Genomic DNA, 22,875 nt, shown 5'->3' on the forward strand with positions numbered 1-22,875 from the left:
AGGAAGGCGGCGCTGCGAATGAGTACGCGGTTGAACAACCGGTTCACGGTTCCGGTGCCTGTGGACCAGGCCTGGGACGTGCTGATGGACGTCGAGCGGGTCGCGCCCTGCATGCCGGGGGCGACGCTCGAATCGGCGGAGGGCGACTCGTTCACGGGCAAGGTCCGGGTGAAGGTCGGCCCGATCACCGTGACGTACCGGGGCGAGGCGCATTTCACCGAGGTCAACGCCGACGAGCGCAGGGTCGAACTGCACGCGGGCGGCAAGGAGGCCCGCGGGTCCGGCACCGCGTCGGCCACGGTGACAGCCCGCCTGCGCGAGCAGGACGACTCCACGACGGAGGTGACCGTCGACACCGACTTCACCGTCACCGGCCGCGTCGCCCAGTTCGGGCGCGGCGTGATGGCCGACGTCAGTGCCAAACTGGTGGACCGGTTCGCCGAGAACCTCGCCGCGGAGCTGCAAGGGCGCGAACACGAGCAGGTGGGAGCGGGCGGCGGGGCCGCCGCGGCCCGCGGCGGCGACGGCTCCGGCGCTTCGGCGGGCTCCTCCGCCGCATCGTCGGGCGGCACCGCCGATGCGGGCACGTCCGCCAACGGGGTCGTGCCCCCGCAGGCCGGCGAGCCCCGGCAGGCGGGCGAGCGCGGCGGCGAGCAGAGCGGGGCGCCGTCCGGCTCCCGCGGGGGTTCGCGGCCGAGCGGGAACGCCCGTGAAGACGCCCCGGGGCTGCGGCCCCGCGACGACAGCATCGACCTGATGTCGACGGTCGGCCTGCCCGTCCTCAAGCGCATCCTGCCGGCGGTCGGGGCCGTGGCGCTGCTCGCGATCGTCTTCTCCTGGCTGCGCAGGCGCAGGAGGGCACGCAGGGCGTAGTCCCCCGTCTGGGAGCCCTCCGGCAACGCGGGGGCGGGACACGAGCGGGGCTGCGGCGAGGGGCGGTGGGCGCGTAGCGCGTGTGCCTGCGTGCCGCCCAGCGCTCGCCGCGCCTTCGACAGCCCACCACCACCCGCCTCAGACACGTCGACGACCTTTCCTTCGCCGACGAGCAGGGGTGCGCCGTGCAGGCACGGCGGTCCCCCACGTTCGGCGGCAGGCCGGCTCGCGGCGCTGCTCACACGCGTGCCCCATCGCGGCGACCTCCGGGGCGGGCACCACGGACGGTTGCGGAGAGGGCCTGTCCTCGCTGCGGCGGCGCAGTCCGGCAGGCGGTGCGGAGCGTCCTCCGGAGCGGCGGTGCCGTGACCGGATGCGGCATCCGGCAACCTGTCGACACCGCCGCGCGCATGGGGGACGCTGGCCGCGAGGCCGCCCGACCCGAAAGGCGATCCCCTATGCGTGCAATCGCTCGCGCGGCTGCCGTCGCAGCCGCCACCACGGCTCTCGCGGCCGCTCCGCTCACCGCCGCCGCGGACGACCCCCGGACCGCGCCTCCGCCGGACTGCGACCCCGGCAGCATCTGCGGATACACCGGCTACGGCTACACCGGAGAGACGGTCCCGCTGCCGGCCGGCGCCGGATGCGTGGATCTCAAGGCGCCCCTCCGCTCGATCACCAACACCTTCGGCAGCCCGGGAATCCCCGCGGTCGCCAACGTGTACTCCGACCGCGGCTGCGCCGGCGAGATCGTCGCATCCGTCGGCCAGGAGGAGTCCGACCCGATGATCGTGCCGGACGGAGTCAGCGTCTTCCTCGCCTGGTAACCGCCCCGGTTCGTCCGCCGGGGCGCAGCGCCCCGGCGGACGCGTCGCTACGGCGGGGGTGGGAGCGGCTCGGCGAGAGCGCCGGGGCGTGCTACGCGGTCGGGCTCGGCGCCGCGGAGCGGGGCGTCGTCGTCCGGCTGGACCGACGGTCCGGGGGCGCGCGGCCGGACTGCGGGGAACCGGCGCGGCTCCGCACGTTCGTAGGTATCGGCGGCGACCCCGGTGCGGCGAGACTCTCGACCGTGACGGGTTCGGGCGCGGGCACGGACGCTGCGGCGGCACAGGCGGCGGGTTCGCCTCCGAACGGAAGGAGTGCGCGGAGGCCCCCGTTCACGCCGGTGCCCTGACACGGTTGCGCGTACCCCTCGGCCGGCCCGGTGCGCGAAGCGGGACCCGCGCATCGGAACCGGCGGGGCGCCCCCGCGCACCGGTTCGCGGTCCAGCGGCCCGGCGCCCGCCCGGCTCCTCTGGCGACACCTGCCTCGCCGAAGGGGCGCGTCAGCGAATACCCTGCCTCGCGGGGAAGCCGCTGTCCCCCGGCGCCGTCGGCGGGGCGGAACCCCGCCCGCGCGCCCCGGCGCAGACACCGACGTAGGAGCGCGCCGGTCGGCGGCAGCGCCGCTTTCCCCGGCGGACGCCCGACGCCGCCGCCCCCGCAGGGCCGAGCGCCTGCGGGCCGCCCCGCACCGTCCCGATTACGGCTCCCGCCGCCGTTCCCCGTCCACCGGCGGTTCCGGAAGCCGCGACAGCAGGCCGCACGCCGGCCGGCAACCAGAAAGAAGCGAAGTATGAGCGCGCAGACCGGGGCCGACCCCGCGGCCCATCCCCCTCACCTGCGACCTCTGGCCGCCGACGATCCCGCGTCGGTCGGGCCCTACTCCCTGGCCGGCCGACTGGCCGAGGACGCTGCAGGCGTCGTCTACGCCGCGGCCGACGCCGACGGCTCCCCCGTCGCGGTCCGGGTGGCCGGTGAGCGCCTCGCCGGCTCCGGGGACGGCTCCGTGCTCGCGCGGCGGGTCGAGGCCCTGCGCGGTCTGGCCGGCGTGTGCGCGCTGCCCGTCCTCGCCGCCGAGACCGGCGGCGAACGCCCCTGGCTGGCCACCGCGCCCCCGTTCGGAGAAACGCTGCGCACCAGGGTCGAGGACCGCGGACCGCTGTCGGACGGCGCTTTGATCGCGCTCGCCGCCGGAACCGCCGAAGCGCTCACCGCCGCCGAGCTCGCCGGAGTCGCCTACGGCGTGATCACGCCCGACGACGTCGTGCTGGCGCCGGACGGCCCGCGGATCCTCGGCCTCGACGCGGTCGGCGGCGCTGGAGGCTCGGGCCTGGCGGCGGCCGAGGGACCGGCCGAGGGCACCGAGCGGGCCGCGTGGGCGGGTCCCGAGACCGCCGACGGCGCAGCGCCGTCCGCGCCCGGCGACGTCTACTCCTGGGGCTGCCTGGTCGCCTACACGGCGACGGGCCGCCACCCCTTCCGGTCGGGCGCCGACGCCGACGGCCCCTCGGATGTCCGCCGCCGCGCCCGTGAGGGGAACCCCGACCTCTCCGGCGTCCCCACTGAGCTCGCCCCGCTGATCGCGTTGGCCCTCGCCGCCGAGCCCGGTGCCCGCCCGACCGCCGAGAGCGCCTACCGGGGGCTGGTGGCCTACGCCTCCACCGACGACACCTCCCAGATCGCCACGCGCGACTTGGACGGCAGGCTGCGCGCCGCCCTCGCGGAGGGCTGGAGCGGCGTCGCCGCCCGGCAGCACGCGCCCGCCGCCTGGCCCGCCGCGTCGGCGCAGCCGTCCCCGGCCGCCGATCCGGCCGATCCGGCCGAGCCGGCTGCGCCCGTCCGGCAGGACGACGCCGACGACCGCGCCGCGGACTCCAGCGGCCGCGGCGCCGCGGAGCCGCGGGAGGACGCGGCGGCAGAGGGCGCCTCGGCCGACGCTCCGGCCGCCGGACGGCCCGGAGCGCTGCTGACGGCGATCGTGACGGCGTCGAGCATGAGCGCGGCCATCGCGATCGGCACGGCAGGCTTCCTCATCGCCGGCGCGTTGGCCGGCGATCCCGCCGCCCCCGACACCTCGCCCTCGCCCTCGTCCTCCTTCGGCTCGGCCGAGGAGACCGTCGCCGAAGCGGCCGAGGCGCTGCGGACCGGTGAGAGCTACCGCGCGATCGAGGACGTCGAGGACGTCGACGGCGCCGACGCGGCGGAGCGCCGGGAGTACGTCCTGGCCACACCGGACGGCGCGCCACTGTTCCAGTCGCTGACGCTGCTGGGCGATCCCGAGGACCCCGCGACCGGAAGCACCGCCCGCATCCACCGGCCGGAGTCCGACGGGGTCGTCAGCCGGGACTTCGGCGGCGGCAGCCAAGGCCAGTACACCGCCGTGCAGGCGCCGACCGACGAGGACACCGCCTGGGGCGACTCCCGCGCCCCGGTGCTGGGGCCCTTCGCGGCCCTGGAGGACACCATGCAGGTGGACGAGCGGATCGAGGGCGACCTGAACGGCACGCCCGCGCTGCGCGTCAGCGGCACCTTCACGGTCTCGGCGGACGGTACGCAGCACTCCGACACACCCTTCGACCTGTGGTCCGGGACCGATGGGCGGCCCCTGAGGCTGACGTACACCGCCGGCGGCACCGAGCACGAGTGGGAGTTCACCGGGTTCGGCGGCCTGGACAGCCGCATCTGCGGCATGGTCGACGGTGTTCCCGACCTGGAGCGCGCCTACCTGGTGCCGACGAGCGGCGACATCGACTGCGGCGACGTCCGGCCGGCCGTGCAGGACTTCCTCGCGATACCCGAGTCCGAGCAGCAGGCGGCGGGCTACGTCGCCGAGGTCGGCGAGTGGACGTGCCGGCTGCTGCCCGCCCCGGACGGCAGCGCCCAGACCCGCGCCTACAGCGCCGACGCAGGAGCCTGTTACCGCGGCGGCATCGGATCGCCCGAGCGCGTGGACCTGGTGGTGATGGACTAGGTCGCGCCCGGTCGGCGCCGAGCGCGGGTGAGCCCTTGTCCTGAAGGGTGCGGGACCGCTGGGCGCTCGGCCCCGAGGGCGCCTATGCGCTCCGGCGTTGTTCGGCGCCGTCGGGGTCGGTGTGGCCCAGGGTCGGGCCCGGACGGTCGCGGCGGGCGATGCGCCCGCCGCGGTCCACGGGGACCACCAGCGGGGTGCCGGTCTCCGGGTCGGGGATGACGCGCACCGGCATGCAGAAGACCTCCTCCACCAGCTCCTCGGTGATGATGTCGGAAGGGCTGCCCTCGGCGACGACCTGGCCGTCCTTCATCGCGATGAGGTGGGTGGCGTAGCGGCACGCGTGGTTGAGGTCGTGCAGGACCGCGACGAGGGTGTAGGAGCGTTCCTGGTGCAACTCGGCGCACAGGTCCAGGACGTCCATCTGGTGGGCGATGTCCAGGTAGGTCGTGGGCTCGTCGAGGAGCAGCAGCGGAGTCTGCTGGGCCAGCACCATGGCCAGCCAGACGCGCTGGCGCTGCCCGCCCGACAGTTCGTCGACCATGCGCCCGGCGAGGTCGACGATCCCGGTGGCGTCCATGGCCTCGGTGATGACCTGCTCGTCGGTCCGCGACCACTGCTTGAGGAACTTCTGGTGCGGGTAGCGCCCGCGCGCCACCAGGTCGGCGACGGTGATGCCGTCGGGCGCGATCGAGGACTGCGGCAGCAGGCCCAGGCGGCGCGCGACCTCCTTGGAGGGGTAGGAGCCGATCATGCGCCCGTCGAGGTGCACGGCGCCGTGGCTGGGTTTGAGCATCCGCGAGAGGGCGCGCAGCAGGGTCGACTTGCCGCACGCGTTGGGCCCGACGATCACCGTGAAGGAGTTGTCCGGGATGGTGATGCCGAGGTCGCGGGAGACCACGCTGTGGTCGTAGGCCAGGGTCAGGTTCTCTCCCCACAGCCGGGCCGATTCGGGCATCGTCTCTCCTAGGTGCGTCGCGTGGCCGGGATCAGGCATGTCCGGTGCGCCATTCCCGATAGAGCACCCACACCAGGTAGGTGCCGCCGATGACCGCGGTGACCACGCCCACCGGAAGCTGCGTCGGGGCCAGCGCGTGCTGGGCCGCCAGGTCGGCGGCCGCCAGCAGCAGCGCCCCCATGAGAGCCGCGCCGAACAGCGCGGTGCCCTGGGTGCGTGCGAGGCGGCGGACGAGCTGGGGCGCCGCCAGGGCGATGAAGGCGATGGGGCCGGATACGGCGATGGCCGCTCCGGTCAGCGCGCTGGCGGCGAGCATCGCTGTGATCTGGGTGCGCTGGACGGGCACGCCCAGGGCGAGCGCCGCCTGCTCACCCATCTCCATCATGCGCAGCCGCGGCCCCAGGGCGAGGACCAGGGGCATGAGCACGGCCGCGGCGATCGACACCGCGATCACCTCGCCCCAGCCGCGCCCGTTGAGGCTGCCGATCATCCAGATGTGGGCGGTCAGGGCTTCGGTGAGCTCGGCGCGGGTGATGAGGTAGTCGCGCACCGCCATCAGCAGCGCGTTGATGCCGATCCCGACGAGGACGAGCCGGTAGCCCTGCACACCCTGCTTGAACGCCAGCAGGTAGACCAGCACCGCGGTGGCGATACCGCCCGCCATGGCGCCGAGCGAGACCTGCAGCATGCTGCCGCCGAACACCAGGATGGTGGCGACGGCCCCGGTGGAGGCGCCGCCCGTGAACCCGATGATGTCGGGGCTGCCCAGAGGGTTGCGCGAGATGCTCTGGAACACGCCGCCGGCGATCCCCAGCGCGGCTCCCACCAGGACCGCCACCCAGGCGCGCGGGAGGCGCACGTCGCGGACGAAGAACAGGTCCAGGCGCTCGCCCTGGCCCGCCAGTGCCCACAGCACGCGGGGCAGCGGGATGGAGTACTCGCCCACCGCCAGCGACACGGCGAAGACGACCGCGGTCGCTGCGATCAGTCCGCCGTAGACGGCGGCCACGCGCGGGCGTACGGCGAAGCTGATGCGGCCGCCCGCCAGGCTCAGCGTGCGTGTCGCGTGACCGGGGCGCCGGCCGACGGGCGCGTCGGCGCCGCCTGAGGTCGAGGTACCGGAGCCCGTACCGGTACGTGCGGGGGTGAGAGTCAAAGCTGGGCCATCCTTCTCCGCCGCACGAGGTAGATGAACACAGGTGCGCCGATCAGGGCGGTGACGATGCCGACCTCCAGCTCGCCGCCGGAGGTGATGACCCGGCCCGCCGTATCGGCCAGGGTCAGCAGCACCGCTCCGATCGCGGCCGCGTAAGGCAGCAGCCATCGCTGGTCGGGGCCGGTGAAGGTACGGGCCAGGTGGGGCACGATCAGGCCGACGAACCAGATCGGCCCGGCCGCCGCCGTGGCTCCCCCGCACAGCAGCACGATCGCCAGGGCCACCAGTGCGCGGGTGCGGTTGACGCGGGCGCCGAGCGCGGCGGCGAGGTCCTCGCCGAGCGCGACGGCGTTCAGCGCGGGCCCCAGCGTCAGCGCGAGCAGGATGCCGGCGATCAGAAACGGCCAGATGCGCACGAAGATCTCGATGTCGCGGCCGACGAGGGAGCCCACCTGCCAGAAGCGGATCTGGTCGAAGACGAACTCGTTGAGGACGGTGATCCCGTAGACGAAGCCCTGCAGGACCGCGGCGATCGCGGTGCCGGCGAGGGCGAGGCGCACCGGGGTGGCGCCGCTTCGCCCCCGCGAACCCAGCGCGTAGACGAGCACCGCGGCGATCGCGGCGCCGACGAAGGCGAACCAGACGTAGGCGTCGACGCCGGTCATGCCGAACACGAAGATCGCGGTGACGACCGCGGCGGCGGCGCCAGAGTTGACGCCGAGGATCCCGGGTTCGGCGATGGGGTTGCGGGTGAGGGCCTGCATGAGGGCGCCGGCCAGCCCGAGCGCGGCGCCGACGAAGATGCCGAGCACGGTGCGCGGCAGGCGCAGCTCCCACACGACGCTGGCGTTGTAGCTTCCGTCCGGGTTGAACAGCGCGTCGACGACGGTGCCCAGCGGGATGGCCTTGGCGCCGACGGCGATGCTGACCAGCACGCACACCGCCAGTCCCACGAGCAGGGCCGAAAGGCCGACGGTGCGCAGCAGGTGGATGCGCGCTGTGGCGTCGGTGCGGCGGTCGAGCTCCGTCGCGGCCGCGACGGAGTCGGGGGCCTCGCCGTCCTCGCCGAACACGGGGCCGGCGGACGGCCGTTCCAGGCTCATCGCGCTCCGCCGGGGGCGGCGGCCGTGCGGCGCGCGGGCAGGGGCAGCACTGTTCCTCCGGGGGCGACTTCTGTTCCTCTCGAACTTAGTAGAGGCTAACCTATCCCCCGTTCCGGCGGAAGTGGGGCCGGAAAGTGACCGCCGTCTCCCTGCGGTGCACGTGCGCACGGCAGCGGGGCCGCTACGGTCCGCTCACCGCCGCCTCCCGATCGATCCGGTGCCGAGGGTCCCGCCCGCCACTACCGGGTGGTCACCCGCGGCGGGTCGAAGACCCGCACCGGCGGCGGGTCGCCCTCGTAGCGCTCGACCTCCACGAGCACGTGCTGGCCCGTGGTGCCCTGGCTCAGTGCCGAGGAGCCGGTGTCGGCGGTGAGCACGTTGGGGTTGCCGTGCACGCAGGTGGCCTCGGGCGAAGAGGGGTCGTACCAGGCTCCGGTGGACAACTGGACGACGTCGGGCCGCACGTCGGTGCTGGTCTCCACGCCCGCCAGCAGGCTGCCGCGGTCGTTGTGCACCCGCACCACGTCGCCGTCGGCGACGCCGCGCGCCCGCGCGTCCTCAGGGTGCATGCGCATCCGCGCCCGGTCGGCGATCTCCAGCGAGCGGCTGTAGGCGCCCATGTCGTGCTGGCTGTGCAGCCTTCCGCGCGGCTGGTTGGCGACCAGCAGCAGCGGCCACCGGCGCGACCGCTCGGCGCCCAGCCGCTCGGACGCGGTCAGCCATGCGGGGTGACCGGGGCAGTCGTCGTAGCCGAAGGAGTCGATCGTGTGCGAGTACAGCTCGATGCGGCCGCTCGGCGTGCCCAGCGGATGGGCGCCGGGGTCGGCTCGGAAGTCGCCGAAGAGGGTGGTGTCCTCGACGCGGTCGGGGATGTCCACGCCGCCGGCCGCCCAGAAGTCGTCGAAGCCGGGCAGCGGCGTCGTGTACCGGGCGCGCCACTGCTCGTAGATGCGCCGCAGCCACTGCGCGGAGGTGCGGCCCTCGGTGAACTCCGCGCGGACCCCCAGCCGCTCGGCCAGGTCGGCGTAGACGTCGTACTCGTCGCGGGCGCCGCCGTGCGGGGGCACCGCACGCGGCATGGCGCGCACCCGCAGATCGCCTTGGCTGGCACCGATGTCGTCGCGTTCCAGCGAGGTGGTGGAGGGAAGCACGATGTCGGCGTGGCGGGCGGTGGCGGTCCAGTGGGTCTCGGCGACGACCACGGTCTCGGGCCGACCGAAGGCGCGGGTGAGCCGCGCGAGGTCCTGGTGGTGGTGGAAGGGGTTGCCGCCGGACCACACCACCATGCGGATGTCGGGGTAGGTGCAGCGCCGCCCGTTGTAGTCGTAGGACTCGCCGGGGTGCAGCAGCATGTCCGCGATGCGGGCGACGGGGATGGCCGAGTCGACCGGGTTGGCGCCCTGCAGGAAGCGCGGCAGTCCCGAGGGGGTGGATCCGCCGGCGTAGTTTCCCGTGGAGCCGTAGCCGGTGGCGAACCCGCCGCCGGGCAGCCCGATCTGGCCCAGGCAGGCGGCCAGGGCGACGCCGCCCCACAGCGGCTGCTCGCCGAACCGGGTGCGCTGCACCGACCAGCCGACGTTGACGAGCGTGCGGCCGCCGGCCATACGCCGCGCGAGGCCGCGCAGAGTGTCGGCGGACAGGCCGCACAGGCCCTCGGCCCATTCGGGGGTCTTGGCGACGCCGTCGCGGATGCCGGCGACGTAGTCGCGCAGCACGTCGGCGCCGACGGTGCAGCGGTCGAGGAAGGCGCGGTCGGCCAGGCCCTCCTCGAACAGGGTGTGGATGAGGGCGAGTTGGACGGCGGTGTCGCTGCCGGGGTCGGCGGGCAGCCACTGCGCGCCCATCTCCTCGATGGTGTCGTCGCGCAGCGGGCTGACGGAGACGGTGCGGACGCCGTTGCGGGCGGCGGCGCGCATGCCCTGGGCGGCGGTCTGGCGGGCCCGACCGCCCGAGGCGTTCCAGGTGTTGGACAGCCGCAGGCCGCCGAAGCTCACCACCAGGTCGGTGTGCTCGGCTACCGCCTCCCAGGTGGGGGCGCGCTCAAGCAGGTCGGCGGTGCCGCCCAGGCCCACGACGTGGGGCAGCAGCACTTCGACGCAGGCGTGGCTGTAGGTGTTGCGGGAGCGGGTGTAGCCGCCGATGGTGTTGAGGAAGCGGTGCACCTGGCTCTGGGAGTGGTGGAACCGCCCGGCGCTGCCCCAGCCGTAGGAGCCGCCGTAGATGGCCGCGTTGCCGTGTTCGCGGCGCACCCGGTCGAACTCGGCGGCCAGCAGGTCGAGCAGGACGCCCCAGTCGAGCCGGACGTACTCGTCGCCGGGCGAGCCGCGCCGGCTGTCGGCGCCGGGGCCGTTCTCCAGCCAGCGGCGCCGTACGGCGGGCGCGTCCACCCGGGTGGCGTGGTGCTGGGCCGCGGGGACGTTGGCGCTGATGGGCGAGGGGTCGGTCTCGTCGGGTCCCGGGAGCACGTCCACGACGCGGTCTCCCGAGACGAGGACGTCGTAGGCGCCCCAGTGCGAGCTGGTGAAATGGCTTGTCGTGTGCTCGTCCTGACGGTCCATCGCGCCTTTCTCCCCGCGGGGCGCCCCTCGGCGCGTGTCCGCCGCCGTGCGCGGCCCCCGTTCTCACTGGTGTCTGAGTCGCACTCTATGTTCTGTCCGGAGGGGCGGGCCGATTGCGGGGCTGCGGCATGCCTCACGACGGAACCGCAGGCAGGGACGCACTCGGCGGCGCACGTTTGCGAGGATGTCCGGCGGCGGACGGCGGGTGCCGCCCGGCCCGGTGGAGGCGAAGGAGGGCTACATGAGTGCTGTCGCATCGCGGTCGCGCCGCTCGGTTCTGGCGGTGCCGGCGTCCAACAGCCGGTTCATCGAGAAGGCGCGCGGGCTGGACGCCGACGCGGTCTTTCTGGACCTGGAGGACGCCGTCGCCCCCGCCGAGAAGGCGGCGGCGCGCGCGGGCGCCGCGGCCGCGCTCAACGCCGGCGGATGGGGCGCCAAGGTGCGCACCGTGCGGGTCAACGCCCTGGACACCCCGTGGACCTACCGCGACGTGATCGAGGTGGTGGAGGGTGCGGGCGGCGAACTGGACGGCCTGGTGCTGCCCAAGGTCACCACGCCCGACCACGTGCGCTGGCTGGACACCCTGCTGACCCAGATCGAGGCGGCCAACGGCCTGGAACCGGGCGGGATCGGCGTCGAGGCCCAGATCGAGGACGCCCGCGGCGCCCTGCGGGCCGACGAGATCGCGGCCTCCTCGCTGCGGCTGGAGAGCCTGGTCTACGGGCCCGCCGACTTCATGGCCTCGGTCAACATGCGCACACTGGTGGTCGGCGAGCAGCCGCCCGGCTACGACGCCGGCGACGCCTACCACTACGTGCTGATGCGCATTCTCCTGGCCGCGCGCGCCAACGGTCTGCAGGCGATCGACGGCCCGTACCTGCAGATCCGCGACGTCGAGGCGTTCCGCCGCTCGGCCGGGCGCACCGCCGCACTCGGCTTCGACGGCAAGTGGGTGCTGCACCCGCTCCAGGTCGAGGCGGCCAACGACGTCTATACGCCCGGCCAGGCGGACTACGACCACGCGGAGCGGATCCTGGACGCCTACGAGCACGCCACGGAGGTGGAGCGCCGGGGGGCGGTGATGCTGGACGAGGAGATGCTCGACGAGGCCTCGCGCAAGATGGCTCTGGTGGTGGCAGGCAAGGGGCGCGCGGCAGGCCTGCGGCGCAGTGCGGAATCCGGAGGCGAGGCCTGACGGATCCTCCGGCGGGCGGCCCCCGGGCTCGCCCGCCGCTCGTTCGGAGGCGCGGAGAGCCGCCTCTCGGCTTTCCCACGGCCGATCGGTGCGCTAAATTGTTTGCCAGAGTCAAACATACCTGCTCCGGCAGCCCGGGGCCGCGGCCGGAGCGGGCCACCCGTGGGGACCACCATGAGCACGTCCGAAACCGGTGCCGACGTCCCGCTTGAGGACGTCTCGGCGATCCGCGCGTTCAACCGCTTCTACACACACCGCGTCGGGGTGGTCAAACCCGGCATGCTCGACTCCCCGTGGTCGCTGACCGAGGTGCGCATCCTCTACGAACTGCGGCACCGCTCCCGCGTCGAAGCCCTCGACCTGCGCCGCGACCTGGACATGGACGCCGGCCAACTCAGCCGCGTGCTGACCCGGCTGCAGCGCAACGGCCTCGTCGCGCGCTCACCGTCCTCAGCGGACCGGCGCAGGCAGGTCGTAGAGCTGACCGAGGAGGGCAAGGAAGCGGCCGAGACCTTGGACGACCGCGCGAACGAGCAGGTCGTCGGGCTGGTGTCGCACCTGCCGGAGGGCGACCGGGAGCGGCTCATCGAGGCGATGGGCACCGTGCGGCGGCTGTTCGGCGAGCCCCGCCCGCGTCACGGCGCCGACCATCACGCCGCGGCGGCCGAACCGACCCAAGGGCACGACGGGGCGGCTCCGGTCACCTCCCCGCCGTCGTACTCCGAGGCCGTGCTGCGCGAGCCCCGCCCCGGCGACCTGGGCTGGGTCGTCGAACGCCACGGCGCCCTCTACGCAGACGAGTACGGCTGGGACACCTCCTTCGAGGCCTGGGTCGCGCGCCTGATCGCCGACTACGCGCAGGCGTCCGACCCGTCGGCGCAGCGCCTGTGGATCGCCGAGCTGGACGGCCTGCGCGCCGGCTGCGTCGCGTGCACGCGGGAGGACGAGCAGACCGCGCGGTTGCGCCTGTTCCTCGTGGAGCCGACCGCACGCGGACACGGCGTCGGGTCGCTGCTGATGCGGCGATGCCTGGATTTCGCCCGCTCATCGGGCTACCGGCGCATGGTGCTGTCCACCTACTCCGTACTCGCGGCCGCGCGCCGCGTCTACGAGGGCAGCGGCTTCCGCCTGGCCTCCTCGCAGCCCGAACGGGTCTTCGGTCGCGACCTCACGGCCCAGGTCTGGGAGCGGGAACTGTGAGCCGCCCTCCAGCGGGGACGCACCAGGGCGGGAACCCGCAGGCGGCGGCGCGCGTCGGAGTCGTCCCGTCGGGCTTCCCGCTCGAACGGCACCGCGCGATCGGAGGTCCGACCCGATGAGCAGGACGGCATCCGGAGCATCCCGCCTGATCGGGCTCCCCCTCGGCCTGGCGATGGGGGTCGCCATCGGGGTCGGCATGGACAACATCGGCGCCGGCATCGCCATCGGAATCGTCTTCGGCGTCGCCCTGGACGCCTCCAAGCGCAAGGGCGGCCGTGGCGGCGACTCCGGGGGCGGCGGGTAGCCCCCTGCCCGTATCCGCGTCCTTCCATCCGCACATCCGAAAGGCGGCGTGCACCGACGATGAACCAGCGCTTCCTGGGCGTGCTGATCGGCTCCGCGTTCGGGGCGGTGTTCGTCTTCGCCAACTCCGGCGCCCCGATGCCCCCGGACGTGACCCTGGCCGCGCGCGTCGCGGCGGCGGCCGCCCTCGCGGCGACCGTGCTGCTGGGCCTGGCGGCCTCCCGCGGTGACGCGGCGGCCGACTCCCGGAGTCGGCCGCCGGCCGCACGGAACGCGGCCGGGCGGTGGCGGGGCATGTTCAAGCGGGGGTTTGCGGGGGTCGTATTCACCGAGGGCGTGCTGCTCATCGGCGGATTCCGTGCCATACGCGTGTTCGGCGCTCCCCCGGAGACCAACGTCGCCTGGATCGCCGTCGTCGTCGGGCTGCACTTCGTCGCCCTCGTCGCGGTCTGGAAGGCGCCGAGTGTCGCCGTTCCCGGCGCGGTGCTCACCGCCCTGGGCGTCGCCGGTTTCGCGCTGGCGGCGCTCTCGCTGACACCGTGGGTGCCCGTCGTCAGCGGCGTACTGTCCGGCGTGACGCTGCTCGTCTGCGGAGTCGCCGCCACGGCGGCGATGTGGGTCGCGACCCGCCGGGCCTGACTCCGCCGGGCCGCGGGCCTGCCGTGCCCGGGTACGCCGCCGACGCGATTCGCGCCCGAGCCCACCCACCGCGACCTCGTGTTCCTCTTACCGGTGCCTAACCCGCATGCGCCACCATTGACCGTATGACCCGAGCCAGCAGCGTCCTGATCGCCGACGACGACCGCGCCATCCGCGACTCCCTGGAGCGGGCCCTGCAGCTGGAGGGCTACGCGGTACGGACGGCGGGCGACGGCGTGGAGACGCTGGCGGCGGTGCACAGCGAGCCGGTGGACCTGCTGGTGCTGGACGTGATGATGCCCGGCGTCGACGGTCTGGGCGTGTGCCGGGTGCTGCGCAAGGAGGGCGACCGCACCCCGATCCTGATGCTGACGGCGCGGGTGGAGACCTCCGACCGGGTGGCCGGGCTGGACGCCGGGGCCGACGACTACCTGCCCAAGCCCTTCGAGCTGGAGGAGTTGCTGGCGCGGCTGCGGGCGCTGCTGCGCCGCGCGGAGCCCACCGACGAGAACGGTGTCGCCGAACCGCTGATCAAGGTCGGCGACCTGCGCCTGGACCCGGGGTCGCGCCGGGTGTGGCGTGGCGGCGCAGAGGTCGAGCTGTCCAAGACCGAGTTCGACCTGCTGGAGCTGCTCATGCGCAACGCGGGGATCGTGCTGGACCACCCGACCATCTACGACCGCATCTGGGGCTACGACTTCGGCCCCGAATCCAAGAACCTCGCGGTCTACATCAGCTACCTGCGCCGCAAACTGGAGCCGGAGGGCACGCCGCCGCTGATCCACACCGTGCGGGGCGTGGGCTACACGATCCGGCCGCAGGAGGCGGGGTGATCCGCAGATGCACAGCATCCGCAGCGCAGAGGGCCGGCTGAGGGCGCACATCACGCCGATGCGCGACTGGCGCCTGGGCACCCGCTTCGCGGTGTCGTTCGCGCTGGTGGCGGCGGTGGTGATCGCGCTGGTGGGCTCGCTGGCCTACAACACCGCCGCGTTTCTGATCCGCACCGACGCACAGACCGAGTTCGACACCACCGTTGAGAACCTCTCCCGCAACCTGCGCGGCCCGAGCATGGATCCGCTCGCCGGCGAGGGTGCACTGGCGGTGCTGCACTCGCAGTCCTTCACCTTCCAGCTGATCACCCCCGACGGCGGGGTGCAGGTGCAGGTGCGCGACAAGGAGCAGGTGCGCTTCCTGCCCGTCAACGACGAGGACCACAGGATCGCGGCGGAGCAGGAGCCCGGCGTCGTCCACACCCGCGAGGACAGCGCCCACGGCGAGGACTACCGCATCGCGAGCGTCTCCCTGGGCGGCGGCAGCGGCGCGATCCAGATCGGGCAGCGGCTCTCCCCCACTGAGCAGATGCTGAGCCGGCTCGCCACGCAGATGCTGGGTGTCGGCGTGGCGGTGCTCATCGGCGCGGGCGTGGCCGGGTGGTTGATCGGACGGCGCGTCACGGGGCGCCTGGTGCGGCTGACCGAGGCGGCCGAGTACGTGAGCTCCACCGGGCGGCTGGACTACCCGGTGCCCGGCGGCGCGGCGGAGGGCCGGACCACAGGCGACGAGGTCGGCCGGCTGGGCAACGCCTTCAGCGCGATGCTCGCCCGACTGGCGTCGTCCAAGGAGGAGCAGCGGCGGCTGGTGCAGAACGCCTCGCACGAGCTGCGCACCCCGCTGACGAGCCTGCGTACCAACGTGAGCGTGATGAAGCGCTTCGACCAGCTGCCGCCGGAGGGCCGCAAGCAGCTCGTCGACGATCTGCAGGGCGAGACGCGGGAGCTGACCGGTCTGGTCGACGAGCTGGTGCAGTTGGCCACGGAGAGCCGCGAGGACGAGCAGCCCGCCGATCTGGAACTGCGCGAACTGGCCGAGCGCGTGGCCGACCGCACCCGCCGCCGCACCGGGCGCGAGGTCTCCGTGGACGCCGACGACACCGTGGTCCACGGCAGGCCGGCGGCTGTGGAGCGGGCCCTGTCCAATCCGGTGGAGAACGCCGCGAAGTTCGACCCGGACGGCGCGGAGCCCATCGGGATCGTGGTGCGCGAAGGCCGGGTGGAGGTCCGCGACCGCGGTCCCGGGATCGAGGATCAGGAGCTGGATCACATCTTCGAGCGCTTCTACCGCTCGACCTCGGCACGCAGTATGCCCGGATCCGGGCTGGGCCTGTCGATGGTGCACGACATCGTCTCCGCCCACGGCGGCCACGTGCTGGCCGCCAACCGGCCCGGCGGCGGCGCGGTCGTGGGGTTCTGGCTTCCGCCCCGGGCCGAGTAGGCCGAGGAACCCGCCGGCGACCACGCGCATCCCTTCGGCGCTTCCGGGGGGTTCTTCGAGTTCCGGACAGCGCTTCGGCGCACCACGCCCCTCCGGATCCACGCCCCGGGTGCGGCCCCGATGAGGCGCCGGTCGGCCGGTGGAGCGGCCCGCCGAGCGCGTTCGCGGACGGCGCCCGCGCCTGCGTTTATCGGATCTTAATCCGATACCCTGCAGAATCCCCAGGACAACGGGACGGGCCCGGGTACCGAGTGGGGCACCGGCGGCGCAGACCCCCTTCAACGGCCCCTCGCGCCGCGGTATCGGGACCGTCGTCGGATCATCCCCCGCCGGTGTGCCCTGGCACACTCGGGCGGGGTGTCTGGGCGTGCCCGAAAACCGGCGCCCCGGCTGCGGGCCGCCACGGACCCGACCCCGACTCCGCTCCCGTTCGCCGACGCCCCCGCCGCCGGGTCCGCGACAGGATCCGCGACCAGACCGACGGACCGCCGCATCCGCCACAGCGGGTGAGACGCACAAGGAGGGCGCAGGAGCACATGACGTTGCCAGTGGTCATCGCCATCGCGGGTGCGTTCGCCGTCGCGGCGGGGGCCGCCTTCCAGGAGCGGTCGGTCGTCCGCGCGCCCCGACTGGGCCAGCTGCGGCTGCTGTCGTTCCTGCTGCGCAGCCGCGGCTGGTGCCTGGGCACCGTGCTGACCGCCGCAGGCGTCGTGGCGCACATGCTGGCCCTGACCGGCGCGCCGCTCATCATCATCCAGCCCATCGGAGTGAGCGGGCTGCTGTTCGCTGTGATGCTCTCCGCGTTCTTCCGTCGGCAGCGGCTGACGAGGGCGCAGGTCGTCGGCTCCCTCACGGTGACGCTTGCGCTGGCGGGACTGCTGGCCACCCTTCCCGCCCACGCGGGCGCTCCGGAACCCACCCGGGCCGAAACCCTCCTCATGCCGACGGGCTGCGCCGTCGTGCTGCTGGTCTGCGTCGCCGCCGCCCGCTTCACCGGAGCGGTCTCGCGGGCCTGGATCCTGGCGCTGGCCGGCGGCGTCGCCTACGGGGCGACCTCGGCGTTCGCGCGCGTCATCGGCTCGGCCGCCGTCACCGACCTGCTCGCCGTCCTCCAGCCGCTGACCGCGGTGGCGCTGGCCATCGGCCTGACCGGCGCCGTCATCGTGCAGAACGCCTACCGCAGCGGGCACTTCGCGCTGGCGTACGCGACGCTGCTGATCAGCGACCCGCTCTCGGCCGCGGTGATCGGGGTGACCTTCTTCGACGAGCGGATTCCGGCGGGGCCGGTCGACGGCTCGGTCGCGGCCGGTGCCGCGGTGCTGCTCGCGATAGGCGTGGTCACGCTGGCCCGCGCCAGCCGCCCCGCGCCCCCCTCTCCCGCCCAGAACGCGGCCCGCACCGGCAGGTCCGCGCCGGCCGAACCGGACCGGCTACGCGCGGAACGGGCGGCCGGGCCCACCGATCGAGCGCGTGGCGCGAAGACCGACGCGGGCGGACACGAGGGCCGCACGGCCGACCCGAGCGCGCCCAGGACCGCGGCCGACAGCGCAGGAGCGCAGACTCACCGGACGACCCACGGCCGCCACCGCGGTCTGTCGGCGCGTCCGGCGGTGGAGTGAGCGACGGACGGCCTCCGCCGTGTGGCTGAGAGCGGGCCGGCCTCCGCCCCAGCCGAAGGGCCCGGCGCGCGGTGGTCGCGCCGGGCCCTTTCGCACTCCCCGTCCCCGGATCGCGGGGGGCGATGCCCGCTCCCCCGTGGCGATCAGCCGTTGAGGCTGTCGGAGGACTGGGCCGAGAGCGTCACCTCGGTCTCGTTCTCCTCGCCGTCGCGGACGTAGCCGATCGTGATCGTGTCCCCGGGCTGGTGGGAGCGGATCGCTGCGATGAGGGCGTTGGGCTCCTCGACTTCCTCGCCGTTGACGTGGGTGATCCGGTCTCCGCGCTCCAGGCCCGCCTGAGCGGCGGCGCCTCCGTCGGTGGTCTCGACGATCCTGGAGCCTTCCTCGTTGCTCTGGGTGATCGTGGCCTCGATGGCCGCGTAGTCGGCCTCACCGTTCTCGATGAGCTGCTGGGCGATGGGCTTGGCCTGGTTGATCGGGATGGAGAACCCGAGCCCGATCGAGCCCGCCTGGCCCATGGCGCTCGTCGAGGCGATCGCGGTGTTGATGCCGACCACCTCGCCGCTCATGTTCATCAGCGGTCCGCCCGAGTTGCCCGGGTTGATGGGCGCGTCGGTCTGGATGGCGTTGATGACCGTAGAGGTCTGCAGCTGCTCCTGTTCCTGTTCTTCCTGCGGCTGCTCCTCCTCGGGGATCCCGAAGGGGTTGTCCGGCTGCTGCTCCGGTTGCTCCTGCTGCCCGCTCGCGCCGGTGTTGACGGGTCGGTCCAGGGCGCTGACCACGCCGCTGGTGACGGTGCCCTGCAACCCCAGCGGCGACCCGATCGCGACGACGTCGGCGCCCACCTGGACCTTGTCGGAGTCGCCGAGCTTCGCGGTGGTGAGCCCGCTCTTGTCCCGGGCCTCGATGACCGCGAGGTCGGAGACGGGGTCCGAGCCGAGGACCTGCGCCCGGGCCTCGCTGCCGTCCTTGAAGGCGACGTTGACCGTGTCGCCCTCGGCCGCGGCGACGACGTGGGCGTTGGTGAGGATCTTGCCGTCGGAACTGAGGATCACGCCGCTGCCGGCGCCCTGGCCGGCCTCGATCGAGACCACGCTGGGCAGCGCCTTGTCGGCCACGGCGCTGACGTCCCCGCTGGATACCGATCCCTCGGAGCCGTCGTTCAGCGCCGAGGTGCCGCCGCCGTCGACGAGGTAGGCGGTGAGCGCGGCCGCGGCCGGGCCCACGATCAAGCTGGTGACCAGCGCCGTCACGGCGGCGATGAGCACCACCGCATTGCGCCGGAAGAACGAGGGCTTGCCCGGTTGATCGCCGTGCGGACCGCCGGGGTGGCCCTCGCCGTAGGGGGGCGGAGGGTAACCGCCGCTGCCGGGGTGGCCGGAGTGGGAACCCGATTCCGGTCCGGGGCCGTAGGGGCCGCCGGGGTGGCTCGCGGCGCCCGCACCCGCACCGGCGCCGGACCAGGCCGCGGCCTCGGAACCGCCGGGGTGGTGCGGCGGCGCGTAAGGGCTTCCCTGCCCGGGGCCGCCCGGCCCGCCGGGCGCGCCTCCGTAGGCGCCCGGCGGGTATTGGGCGTGCGGGGCCGTCCGGCCCGCGTCCTGGGGAGTGCTCCACTGCGGCTGTTCCCGGGCGGCTTGGGACGGATCGCCGTAGGGGGCGTGCTGGGGAGGTTCCTGCTGACCGCCGGTCCGATTATCGTGGGGCGCCGCCTGCTCGCCGGCCGCGTCCGACGCGCCGGCGCGCGGCGGGCGGTTGGCTACCGCGGACCGCCACGGGCCGGTGGACTCGGGGCCGCGGCCTGCCGGAGCGTCCCCCGTGGCGGCGCCGGACTCCTCGGCTTCCCGGGACGGCTCGGTGCCGCCGCCGGTTCCGGCCTCGGGCTGCGGCGCACTGGCGGCGGACTCGGCCGAGGACGCGGGGTCGGCGCCGGACCCGACCGTGTCCGCGGACGCGTCGGCCGGCTCCGCCGGACGGTCACGGCCGTCCCGGTCCCCGGTAGGGAAGCCCTGGTTGGGGTCGCTGGCACTCATTCGCTCCTCCGGATACTCGACCTGTTACCGACAACGATCGGAGGCTGAGGTTAGAAGGCGGTGAGACGGCGCCTAGCCCGCGTTTCGAGTTCCGGTTCGCGTCTCCGCCCGGGCCCACGGCTACGGTCGCGTCGCAGGGTTCCGCTACCCGTTCGCCGCCGTGAGGCGACATCGGCGCGTCGTGCACTGCATAGGCCGAAATATGCCCCACGATGGAACGTGGCAGTGCCCTCGCCGGAATCTCGCCGCCGGTCCCTTCCACTGTGCCTCTGATCAGCCGCGTGGCCGCCCACTGACCCTGGGTTCCTCGGCCACGCGGTTTTCACGCGGGCCCCTCGCCCTCCCCCGTCTCCGCCGGCAGTCCGCTGTCGGCTCCCCACGCGCTCCACGACCCGGGGTACAGGCGGGCGCCGGTGTATCCGGCGTGTTCGAGAGCGAGCAGGTCGTGGCAGGCGGTGACGCCCGAGCCGCAGTAAGCGGTGATGGTCTCGGCGGAGTCGGCTCCCAGCGCGCGGAAGCGCTCGCGCAGCCGCTCGGGCGGGGCCATGCGCCCGTCCTCGGTCAGGTTGCCCGGCCAGGCGGCGCTTTGCGCGCCGGGGATGTGGCCCGGGCGCGGGTCGACCGGTGCGGGCTCCGCTCCGGTGTAGCGCTCGCGGGCGCGGGCGTCGAGCAGCAGCCGGCGCGGATCGCCGGTGTCCGCGCTCACGCCGACGGTGTCGGCGACACGGTCGGCGGGCCAGGCGGCAGGAGTGCGCCGGCGGTGCACCGGTCGGTCCTCGCCGGTCTCCAGCGGGCCGGGCCAGGCGCCGATCCCGCCGTCGAGCAGCGCGGCGGGCGAGCCCAGGACGCGCAGCATCCACACCAGCCGCGCCGCGGTGGAGCCGCCGCTGTCGTCGTAGGCGACCACCGGTGTGCCGTCGCCGATGCCCAGGGCGGCCATGGATTCGGCGAAGTCCCGCGGGTCGGGCAGCGGGTGGCGGCCGCCGGTTCCCGTGGCGGGCCCGGCCAGGTCGGTGTCGACGTCCACGAAGACGGCACCGGGCGGGTGCCCTTCCCGGAAGGCGGCGCGGCCGGACCTTCCGTCGAGATACCAGCGGACGTCGGCGAGCAGCACCTCGTCCCGGTGCGCCGCCGCCCATTGCGGCGAAACGACGACCGGCGGATCGGACGGGTTCGGTTCTGATGCCATGGATGCAAGCTACCCGGGCGCAGCGGGGATCAGACGGGGTCGGCCGACGCGCGGGAGCGGGTGACACGGCGCACCCACCACAGTCCCAGCACCGGCAGCACCAGCGGGATGAAGAGGTAGCCGCTGCCGAAGCGCGACCACACCGTGTCGTCGGGGAATGCCGACGGATACAGCAGGCTGACCGCACCGACCACCACGACGCCGAGCAACTCGATCGTGCACGAGACCGCTGCCACGCGCATCGGGGTGCGGCCGCCGCCGATCAGGCCGATCGTGGCGACGATGTAGACGGCCGCGGCCACCGCCGAGAGCACATAGGCCAGCGGGGCCTCCTCGAAGCGGGTGAGGATCTGCACGGCGGCACGGGAGGCCGCGCCGACGGCGAAGATCGCATAGACGGCGACGAGGACGCGGCCGGGACCGCTGCGGCCCGCGGAGTCAGACAACGGCGGGGTCCCAGATCTGTTCGAGGCGGACCATCATCACGGGCAGGATCAGGCAGGCGAAGGCGATCACGGCGGGGCCCCAGCGGCTGCGCTCGATGAATCCCCACACCGCGCAGGCGGGCGGGATGAGCACCACGGTCGCCAGGTAACTGATGAAGATCAGCGTCTCGGCGGGGCCCTCCCCTCGGGCCATCGGCACCCCCGACACCACCGCCTGGGCGATCACCAGCAGCCACAGCACACCCGCGGCCACCAGGTGGGGTACGACCATGGGCTGGTCCCGGAACGTCGAGACCAGGCACCACCCGGCCAGGATCAGCGACGCGGCCTGGATGGTGGTGGTCAGCGCTTCGACCACGATTGCCTCCACCCGGATTGCAGCGGTGCGCCCCGGCGCCTGCCGCGCGCCGATGCGCACCGGGGGCGATGTCTACGACAGACTGTAGTACCGACTGCCGCGCGCCGGTAATCGGGATCCGCCCGGGGAGGCTCCCGCGGATCCGCGCCTCCGGGTGAGTGGAATCGAAAGGGCACCGGGGCAGCTGAAGGACTGTGGAGGCGCGCACACCTGAGATAGGGAGCTGAAGTGAAGTACGGCGTTCTCATGTTTCCGACCCACGACGCCATCGATCCGGCGACCCTCGCCAGCGAGGTCGAGGACCGCGGCTTCGAGGCGCTTGTGCTGCCCGAGCACAGCCACATCCCGGTCAGCCGCAAGTCCCCCTACCCCGGCGGTGGAGAACTGCCGCGGATGTATGTGCACACCTTCGACCCGTTCGTGGCCCTGACCGCGGCGGCCTCGGCCACCTCGACCCTGCGGATCGGCACCGGCGTGTGCCTGGTGGCCCAGCGCGACCCGATCCACACCGCCAAGGAGGTCGCCAGCCTGGACTTCCTCTCCGGCGGCCGGTTCCTGTTCGGCGTCGGGGCGGGCTGGAACCGCGAGGAGATGGCCGACCACGGCACCGACGCGCGCACGCGGATGCGGCGCATGGCCGAGAACGTCAAGGCCATGAAGCGGCTGTGGACCGAGGACGAGGCGGAGTTCCACGGCGACTTCGTCGACTTCGAGAAGAGCTGGGCCTGGCCCAAGCCCGCTCAGAAGCCGCACCCGCCGGTGATCGTCGGCGGCAACGGGCCCACCGTGGAGGAGCGGGTCGTCGACTTCGGCGACGAATGGATGCCCCAGGGCATCACGCTCGACAACGTCGGCGAGTTCGGCGAGCGCGTGACGCGCCTGCAGCAGTTGGCGGCCGACGCCGGGCGCGGCACCATTCCGGTGTCGCTGTACTACGCGGTTCCCGACGAGAAGACCATCGACGCTTACGCCGAGGCGGGCGTGGGCCGGGTCTTCTTCGGCGTCGACTCCGCCGGGCGCGACACGGTGCTGCCGCAGCTGGACCGGCTGGCCGAGCTCATCCGCTGAGGCGCTGCCGCCCCGGCCGCAAGGACAGGGCGCAGCCGAGTCGTCGGTGCCGCGGGTCCGTCCCCGAAGGCGGGCCCGCGTCCGAACCGCCCGGGCTTCGGGCCGGTGCGCGGGCG

The 22,875-nt window shown here is 73.9% G+C and carries 19 protein-coding genes; 11 read left to right on the top strand and 8 right to left on the bottom strand.

What is annotated here, in order from left to right; all coding sequences use genetic code 11:
- Positions 1 to 18 precede the first annotated feature (18 nt).
- The 3 genes from LP52_RS18310 to LP52_RS18320 all read left to right on the top strand — a co-directional run bounded on the left by LP52_RS18310 (position 19) and on the right by LP52_RS18320 (position 4,666).
- Positions 19 to 873: an SRPBCC family protein gene (locus LP52_RS18310; RefSeq protein WP_040275287.1), complete on the top strand. Its 855-nt coding sequence runs from the start codon at positions 19 to 21 to the stop codon at positions 871 to 873.
- A gap of 458 nt (positions 874 to 1,331) precedes the next feature.
- Positions 1,332 to 1,700, top strand: coding sequence for a peptidase inhibitor family I36 protein (locus tag LP52_RS18315; protein WP_040275288.1), 369 nt, complete (start codon positions 1,332 to 1,334; stop codon positions 1,698 to 1,700).
- A 788-nt stretch (positions 1,701 to 2,488) separates the two neighbouring features.
- Positions 2,489 to 4,666, top strand: coding sequence for a serine/threonine-protein kinase (locus LP52_RS18320; protein ID WP_040275290.1), 2,178 nt, complete (start codon positions 2,489 to 2,491; stop codon positions 4,664 to 4,666).
- A gap of 82 nt (positions 4,667 to 4,748) precedes the next feature.
- On the opposite strand, the gene LP52_RS18325 is transcribed toward LP52_RS18320, so the two are convergent.
- The 4 genes from LP52_RS18325 to LP52_RS18340 form a co-directional block, all read right to left on the bottom strand.
- A complete protein-coding gene (locus LP52_RS18325; protein ID WP_052810008.1) occupies positions 4,749 to 5,621 on the bottom strand; it encodes an ABC transporter ATP-binding protein in 873 nt (290 codons plus the stop codon).
- A gap of 31 nt (positions 5,622 to 5,652) precedes the next feature.
- Entirely contained in the window at positions 5,653 to 6,675 is a 1,023-nt protein-coding gene (locus tag LP52_RS18330; RefSeq protein WP_157036388.1) for a FecCD family ABC transporter permease, read from the bottom strand.
- 98 nt (positions 6,676 to 6,773) lie between these two features.
- Entirely contained in the window at positions 6,774 to 7,880 is a 1,107-nt protein-coding gene (locus LP52_RS18335; protein WP_084723315.1) for a FecCD family ABC transporter permease, read from the bottom strand.
- Between the two features lie 239 nt (positions 7,881 to 8,119).
- On the bottom strand, positions 8,120 to 10,438 hold the full coding sequence (locus LP52_RS18340; RefSeq protein ID WP_040275292.1) for a molybdopterin-dependent oxidoreductase: 2,319 nt from the start codon (positions 10,436 to 10,438) through the stop codon (positions 8,120 to 8,122).
- Positions 10,439 to 10,679: 241 nt separating this feature from the next.
- Here LP52_RS18340 and LP52_RS18345 point away from each other — a divergent pair, with 241 nt between their 5' ends.
- The 7 genes from LP52_RS18345 to LP52_RS18375 all read left to right on the top strand — a co-directional run bounded on the left by LP52_RS18345 (position 10,680) and on the right by LP52_RS18375 (position 17,668).
- The gene (locus LP52_RS18345) at positions 10,680 to 11,633 is read left to right on the top strand and encodes an HpcH/HpaI aldolase/citrate lyase family protein (RefSeq protein ID WP_040275321.1); all 954 of its coding nucleotides are present in this window, start codon (positions 10,680 to 10,682) and stop codon (positions 11,631 to 11,633) included.
- Positions 11,634 to 11,807: 174 nt separating this feature from the next.
- A complete protein-coding gene (locus tag LP52_RS18350; protein WP_040275323.1) occupies positions 11,808 to 12,833 on the top strand; it encodes a bifunctional helix-turn-helix transcriptional regulator/GNAT family N-acetyltransferase in 1,026 nt (341 codons plus the stop codon).
- A 115-nt stretch (positions 12,834 to 12,948) separates the two neighbouring features.
- Complete coding sequence (locus tag LP52_RS27425) at positions 12,949 to 13,137, top strand: hypothetical protein (RefSeq protein WP_040275293.1); 189 nt, start codon at positions 12,949 to 12,951, stop codon at positions 13,135 to 13,137.
- A gap of 59 nt (positions 13,138 to 13,196) precedes the next feature.
- Positions 13,197 to 13,775, top strand: coding sequence for a hypothetical protein (locus LP52_RS18360; protein WP_052810010.1), 579 nt, complete (start codon positions 13,197 to 13,199; stop codon positions 13,773 to 13,775).
- Positions 13,776 to 13,900: 125 nt separating this feature from the next.
- Positions 13,901 to 14,608 carry a response regulator transcription factor gene (locus LP52_RS18365; protein WP_040275295.1) on the top strand — a complete coding sequence of 236 codons (708 nt, stop codon included), beginning with the start codon at positions 13,901 to 13,903 and terminating at the stop codon, positions 14,606 to 14,608.
- Positions 14,609 to 14,615: 7 nt separating this feature from the next.
- The gene (locus LP52_RS18370; RefSeq protein WP_040275296.1) at positions 14,616 to 16,049 is read left to right on the top strand and encodes a sensor histidine kinase; all 1,434 of its coding nucleotides are present in this window, start codon (positions 14,616 to 14,618) and stop codon (positions 16,047 to 16,049) included.
- A gap of 536 nt (positions 16,050 to 16,585) precedes the next feature.
- Complete coding sequence (locus LP52_RS18375) at positions 16,586 to 17,668, top strand: DMT family transporter (protein WP_238580979.1); 1,083 nt, start codon at positions 16,586 to 16,588, stop codon at positions 17,666 to 17,668.
- 143 nt (positions 17,669 to 17,811) lie between these two features.
- Here the strand turns inward: LP52_RS18375 and LP52_RS18380 are convergent, their stop codons facing one another.
- The 4 genes from LP52_RS18380 to LP52_RS18395 form a co-directional block, all read right to left on the bottom strand.
- The gene (locus LP52_RS18380; RefSeq protein WP_040275298.1) at positions 17,812 to 19,698 is read right to left on the bottom strand and encodes a trypsin-like peptidase domain-containing protein; all 1,887 of its coding nucleotides are present in this window, start codon (positions 19,696 to 19,698) and stop codon (positions 17,812 to 17,814) included.
- A gap of 322 nt (positions 19,699 to 20,020) precedes the next feature.
- Complete coding sequence (locus LP52_RS18385; protein ID WP_040275299.1) at positions 20,021 to 20,887, bottom strand: sulfurtransferase; 867 nt, start codon at positions 20,885 to 20,887, stop codon at positions 20,021 to 20,023.
- 29 nt (positions 20,888 to 20,916) lie between these two features.
- A complete protein-coding gene (locus LP52_RS18390; protein ID WP_040275301.1) occupies positions 20,917 to 21,333 on the bottom strand; it encodes a hypothetical protein in 417 nt (138 codons plus the stop codon).
- Positions 21,326 to 21,691, bottom strand: coding sequence for a hypothetical protein (locus LP52_RS18395; protein ID WP_040275303.1), 366 nt, complete (start codon positions 21,689 to 21,691; stop codon positions 21,326 to 21,328). Before LP52_RS18395 ends, LP52_RS18390 begins: the two co-directional genes overlap by 8 nt.
- A gap of 246 nt (positions 21,692 to 21,937) precedes the next feature.
- On the opposite strand from LP52_RS18395, the gene LP52_RS18400 reads away from it, so the two are divergent.
- Positions 21,938 to 22,759, top strand: a complete 822-nt coding sequence (locus LP52_RS18400) for an LLM class F420-dependent oxidoreductase (protein ID WP_238580980.1) — start codon at positions 21,938 to 21,940, stop codon at positions 22,757 to 22,759.
- Positions 22,760 to 22,875 lie beyond the last annotated feature (116 nt).

It is taken from the genome of Streptomonospora alba (assembly GCF_000826685.1).
GTDB classification, from domain to species: Bacteria; Actinomycetota; Actinomycetes; order Streptosporangiales; family Streptosporangiaceae; genus Streptomonospora; species Streptomonospora alba.

Excerpts from the sequence above, each read along its gene's own strand:
- LP52_RS18310 (WP_040275287.1), top strand. The coding sequence starts at position 19 with ATGAGTACGCGGTTGAACAACCGGTTCACGGTTCCGGTGCCTGTGGAC.
- LP52_RS18315 (WP_040275288.1), top strand. The coding sequence starts at position 1,332 with ATGCGTGCAATCGCTCGCGCGGCTGCCGTCGCAGCCGCCACCACGGCT.
- LP52_RS18320 (WP_040275290.1), top strand. The coding sequence starts at position 2,489 with ATGAGCGCGCAGACCGGGGCCGACCCCGCGGCCCATCCCCCTCACCTG.
- LP52_RS18325 (WP_052810008.1), bottom strand. The coding sequence starts at position 5,621 with ATGCCCGAATCGGCCCGGCTGTGGGGAGAGAACCTGACCCTGGCCTAC.
- LP52_RS18335 (WP_084723315.1), bottom strand. The coding sequence starts at position 7,880 with ATGAGCCTGGAACGGCCGTCCGCCGGCCCCGTGTTCGGCGAGGACGGC.
- LP52_RS18340 (WP_040275292.1), bottom strand. The coding sequence starts at position 10,438 with ATGGACCGTCAGGACGAGCACACGACAAGCCATTTCACCAGCTCGCAC.
- LP52_RS18345 (WP_040275321.1), top strand. The coding sequence starts at position 10,680 with ATGAGTGCTGTCGCATCGCGGTCGCGCCGCTCGGTTCTGGCGGTGCCG.
- LP52_RS18350 (WP_040275323.1), top strand. The coding sequence starts at position 11,808 with ATGAGCACGTCCGAAACCGGTGCCGACGTCCCGCTTGAGGACGTCTCG.
- LP52_RS27425 (WP_040275293.1), top strand. The coding sequence starts at position 12,949 with ATGAGCAGGACGGCATCCGGAGCATCCCGCCTGATCGGGCTCCCCCTC.
- LP52_RS18360 (WP_052810010.1), top strand. The coding sequence starts at position 13,197 with ATGAACCAGCGCTTCCTGGGCGTGCTGATCGGCTCCGCGTTCGGGGCG.
- LP52_RS18365 (WP_040275295.1), top strand. The coding sequence starts at position 13,901 with ATGACCCGAGCCAGCAGCGTCCTGATCGCCGACGACGACCGCGCCATC.
- LP52_RS18370 (WP_040275296.1), top strand. The coding sequence starts at position 14,616 with ATGCACAGCATCCGCAGCGCAGAGGGCCGGCTGAGGGCGCACATCACG.
- LP52_RS18375 (WP_238580979.1), top strand. The coding sequence starts at position 16,586 with ATGACGTTGCCAGTGGTCATCGCCATCGCGGGTGCGTTCGCCGTCGCG.
- LP52_RS18380 (WP_040275298.1), bottom strand. The coding sequence starts at position 19,698 with ATGAGTGCCAGCGACCCCAACCAGGGCTTCCCTACCGGGGACCGGGAC.
- LP52_RS18385 (WP_040275299.1), bottom strand. The coding sequence starts at position 20,887 with ATGGCATCAGAACCGAACCCGTCCGATCCGCCGGTCGTCGTTTCGCCG.
- LP52_RS18400 (WP_238580980.1), top strand. The coding sequence starts at position 21,938 with ATGTTTCCGACCCACGACGCCATCGATCCGGCGACCCTCGCCAGCGAG.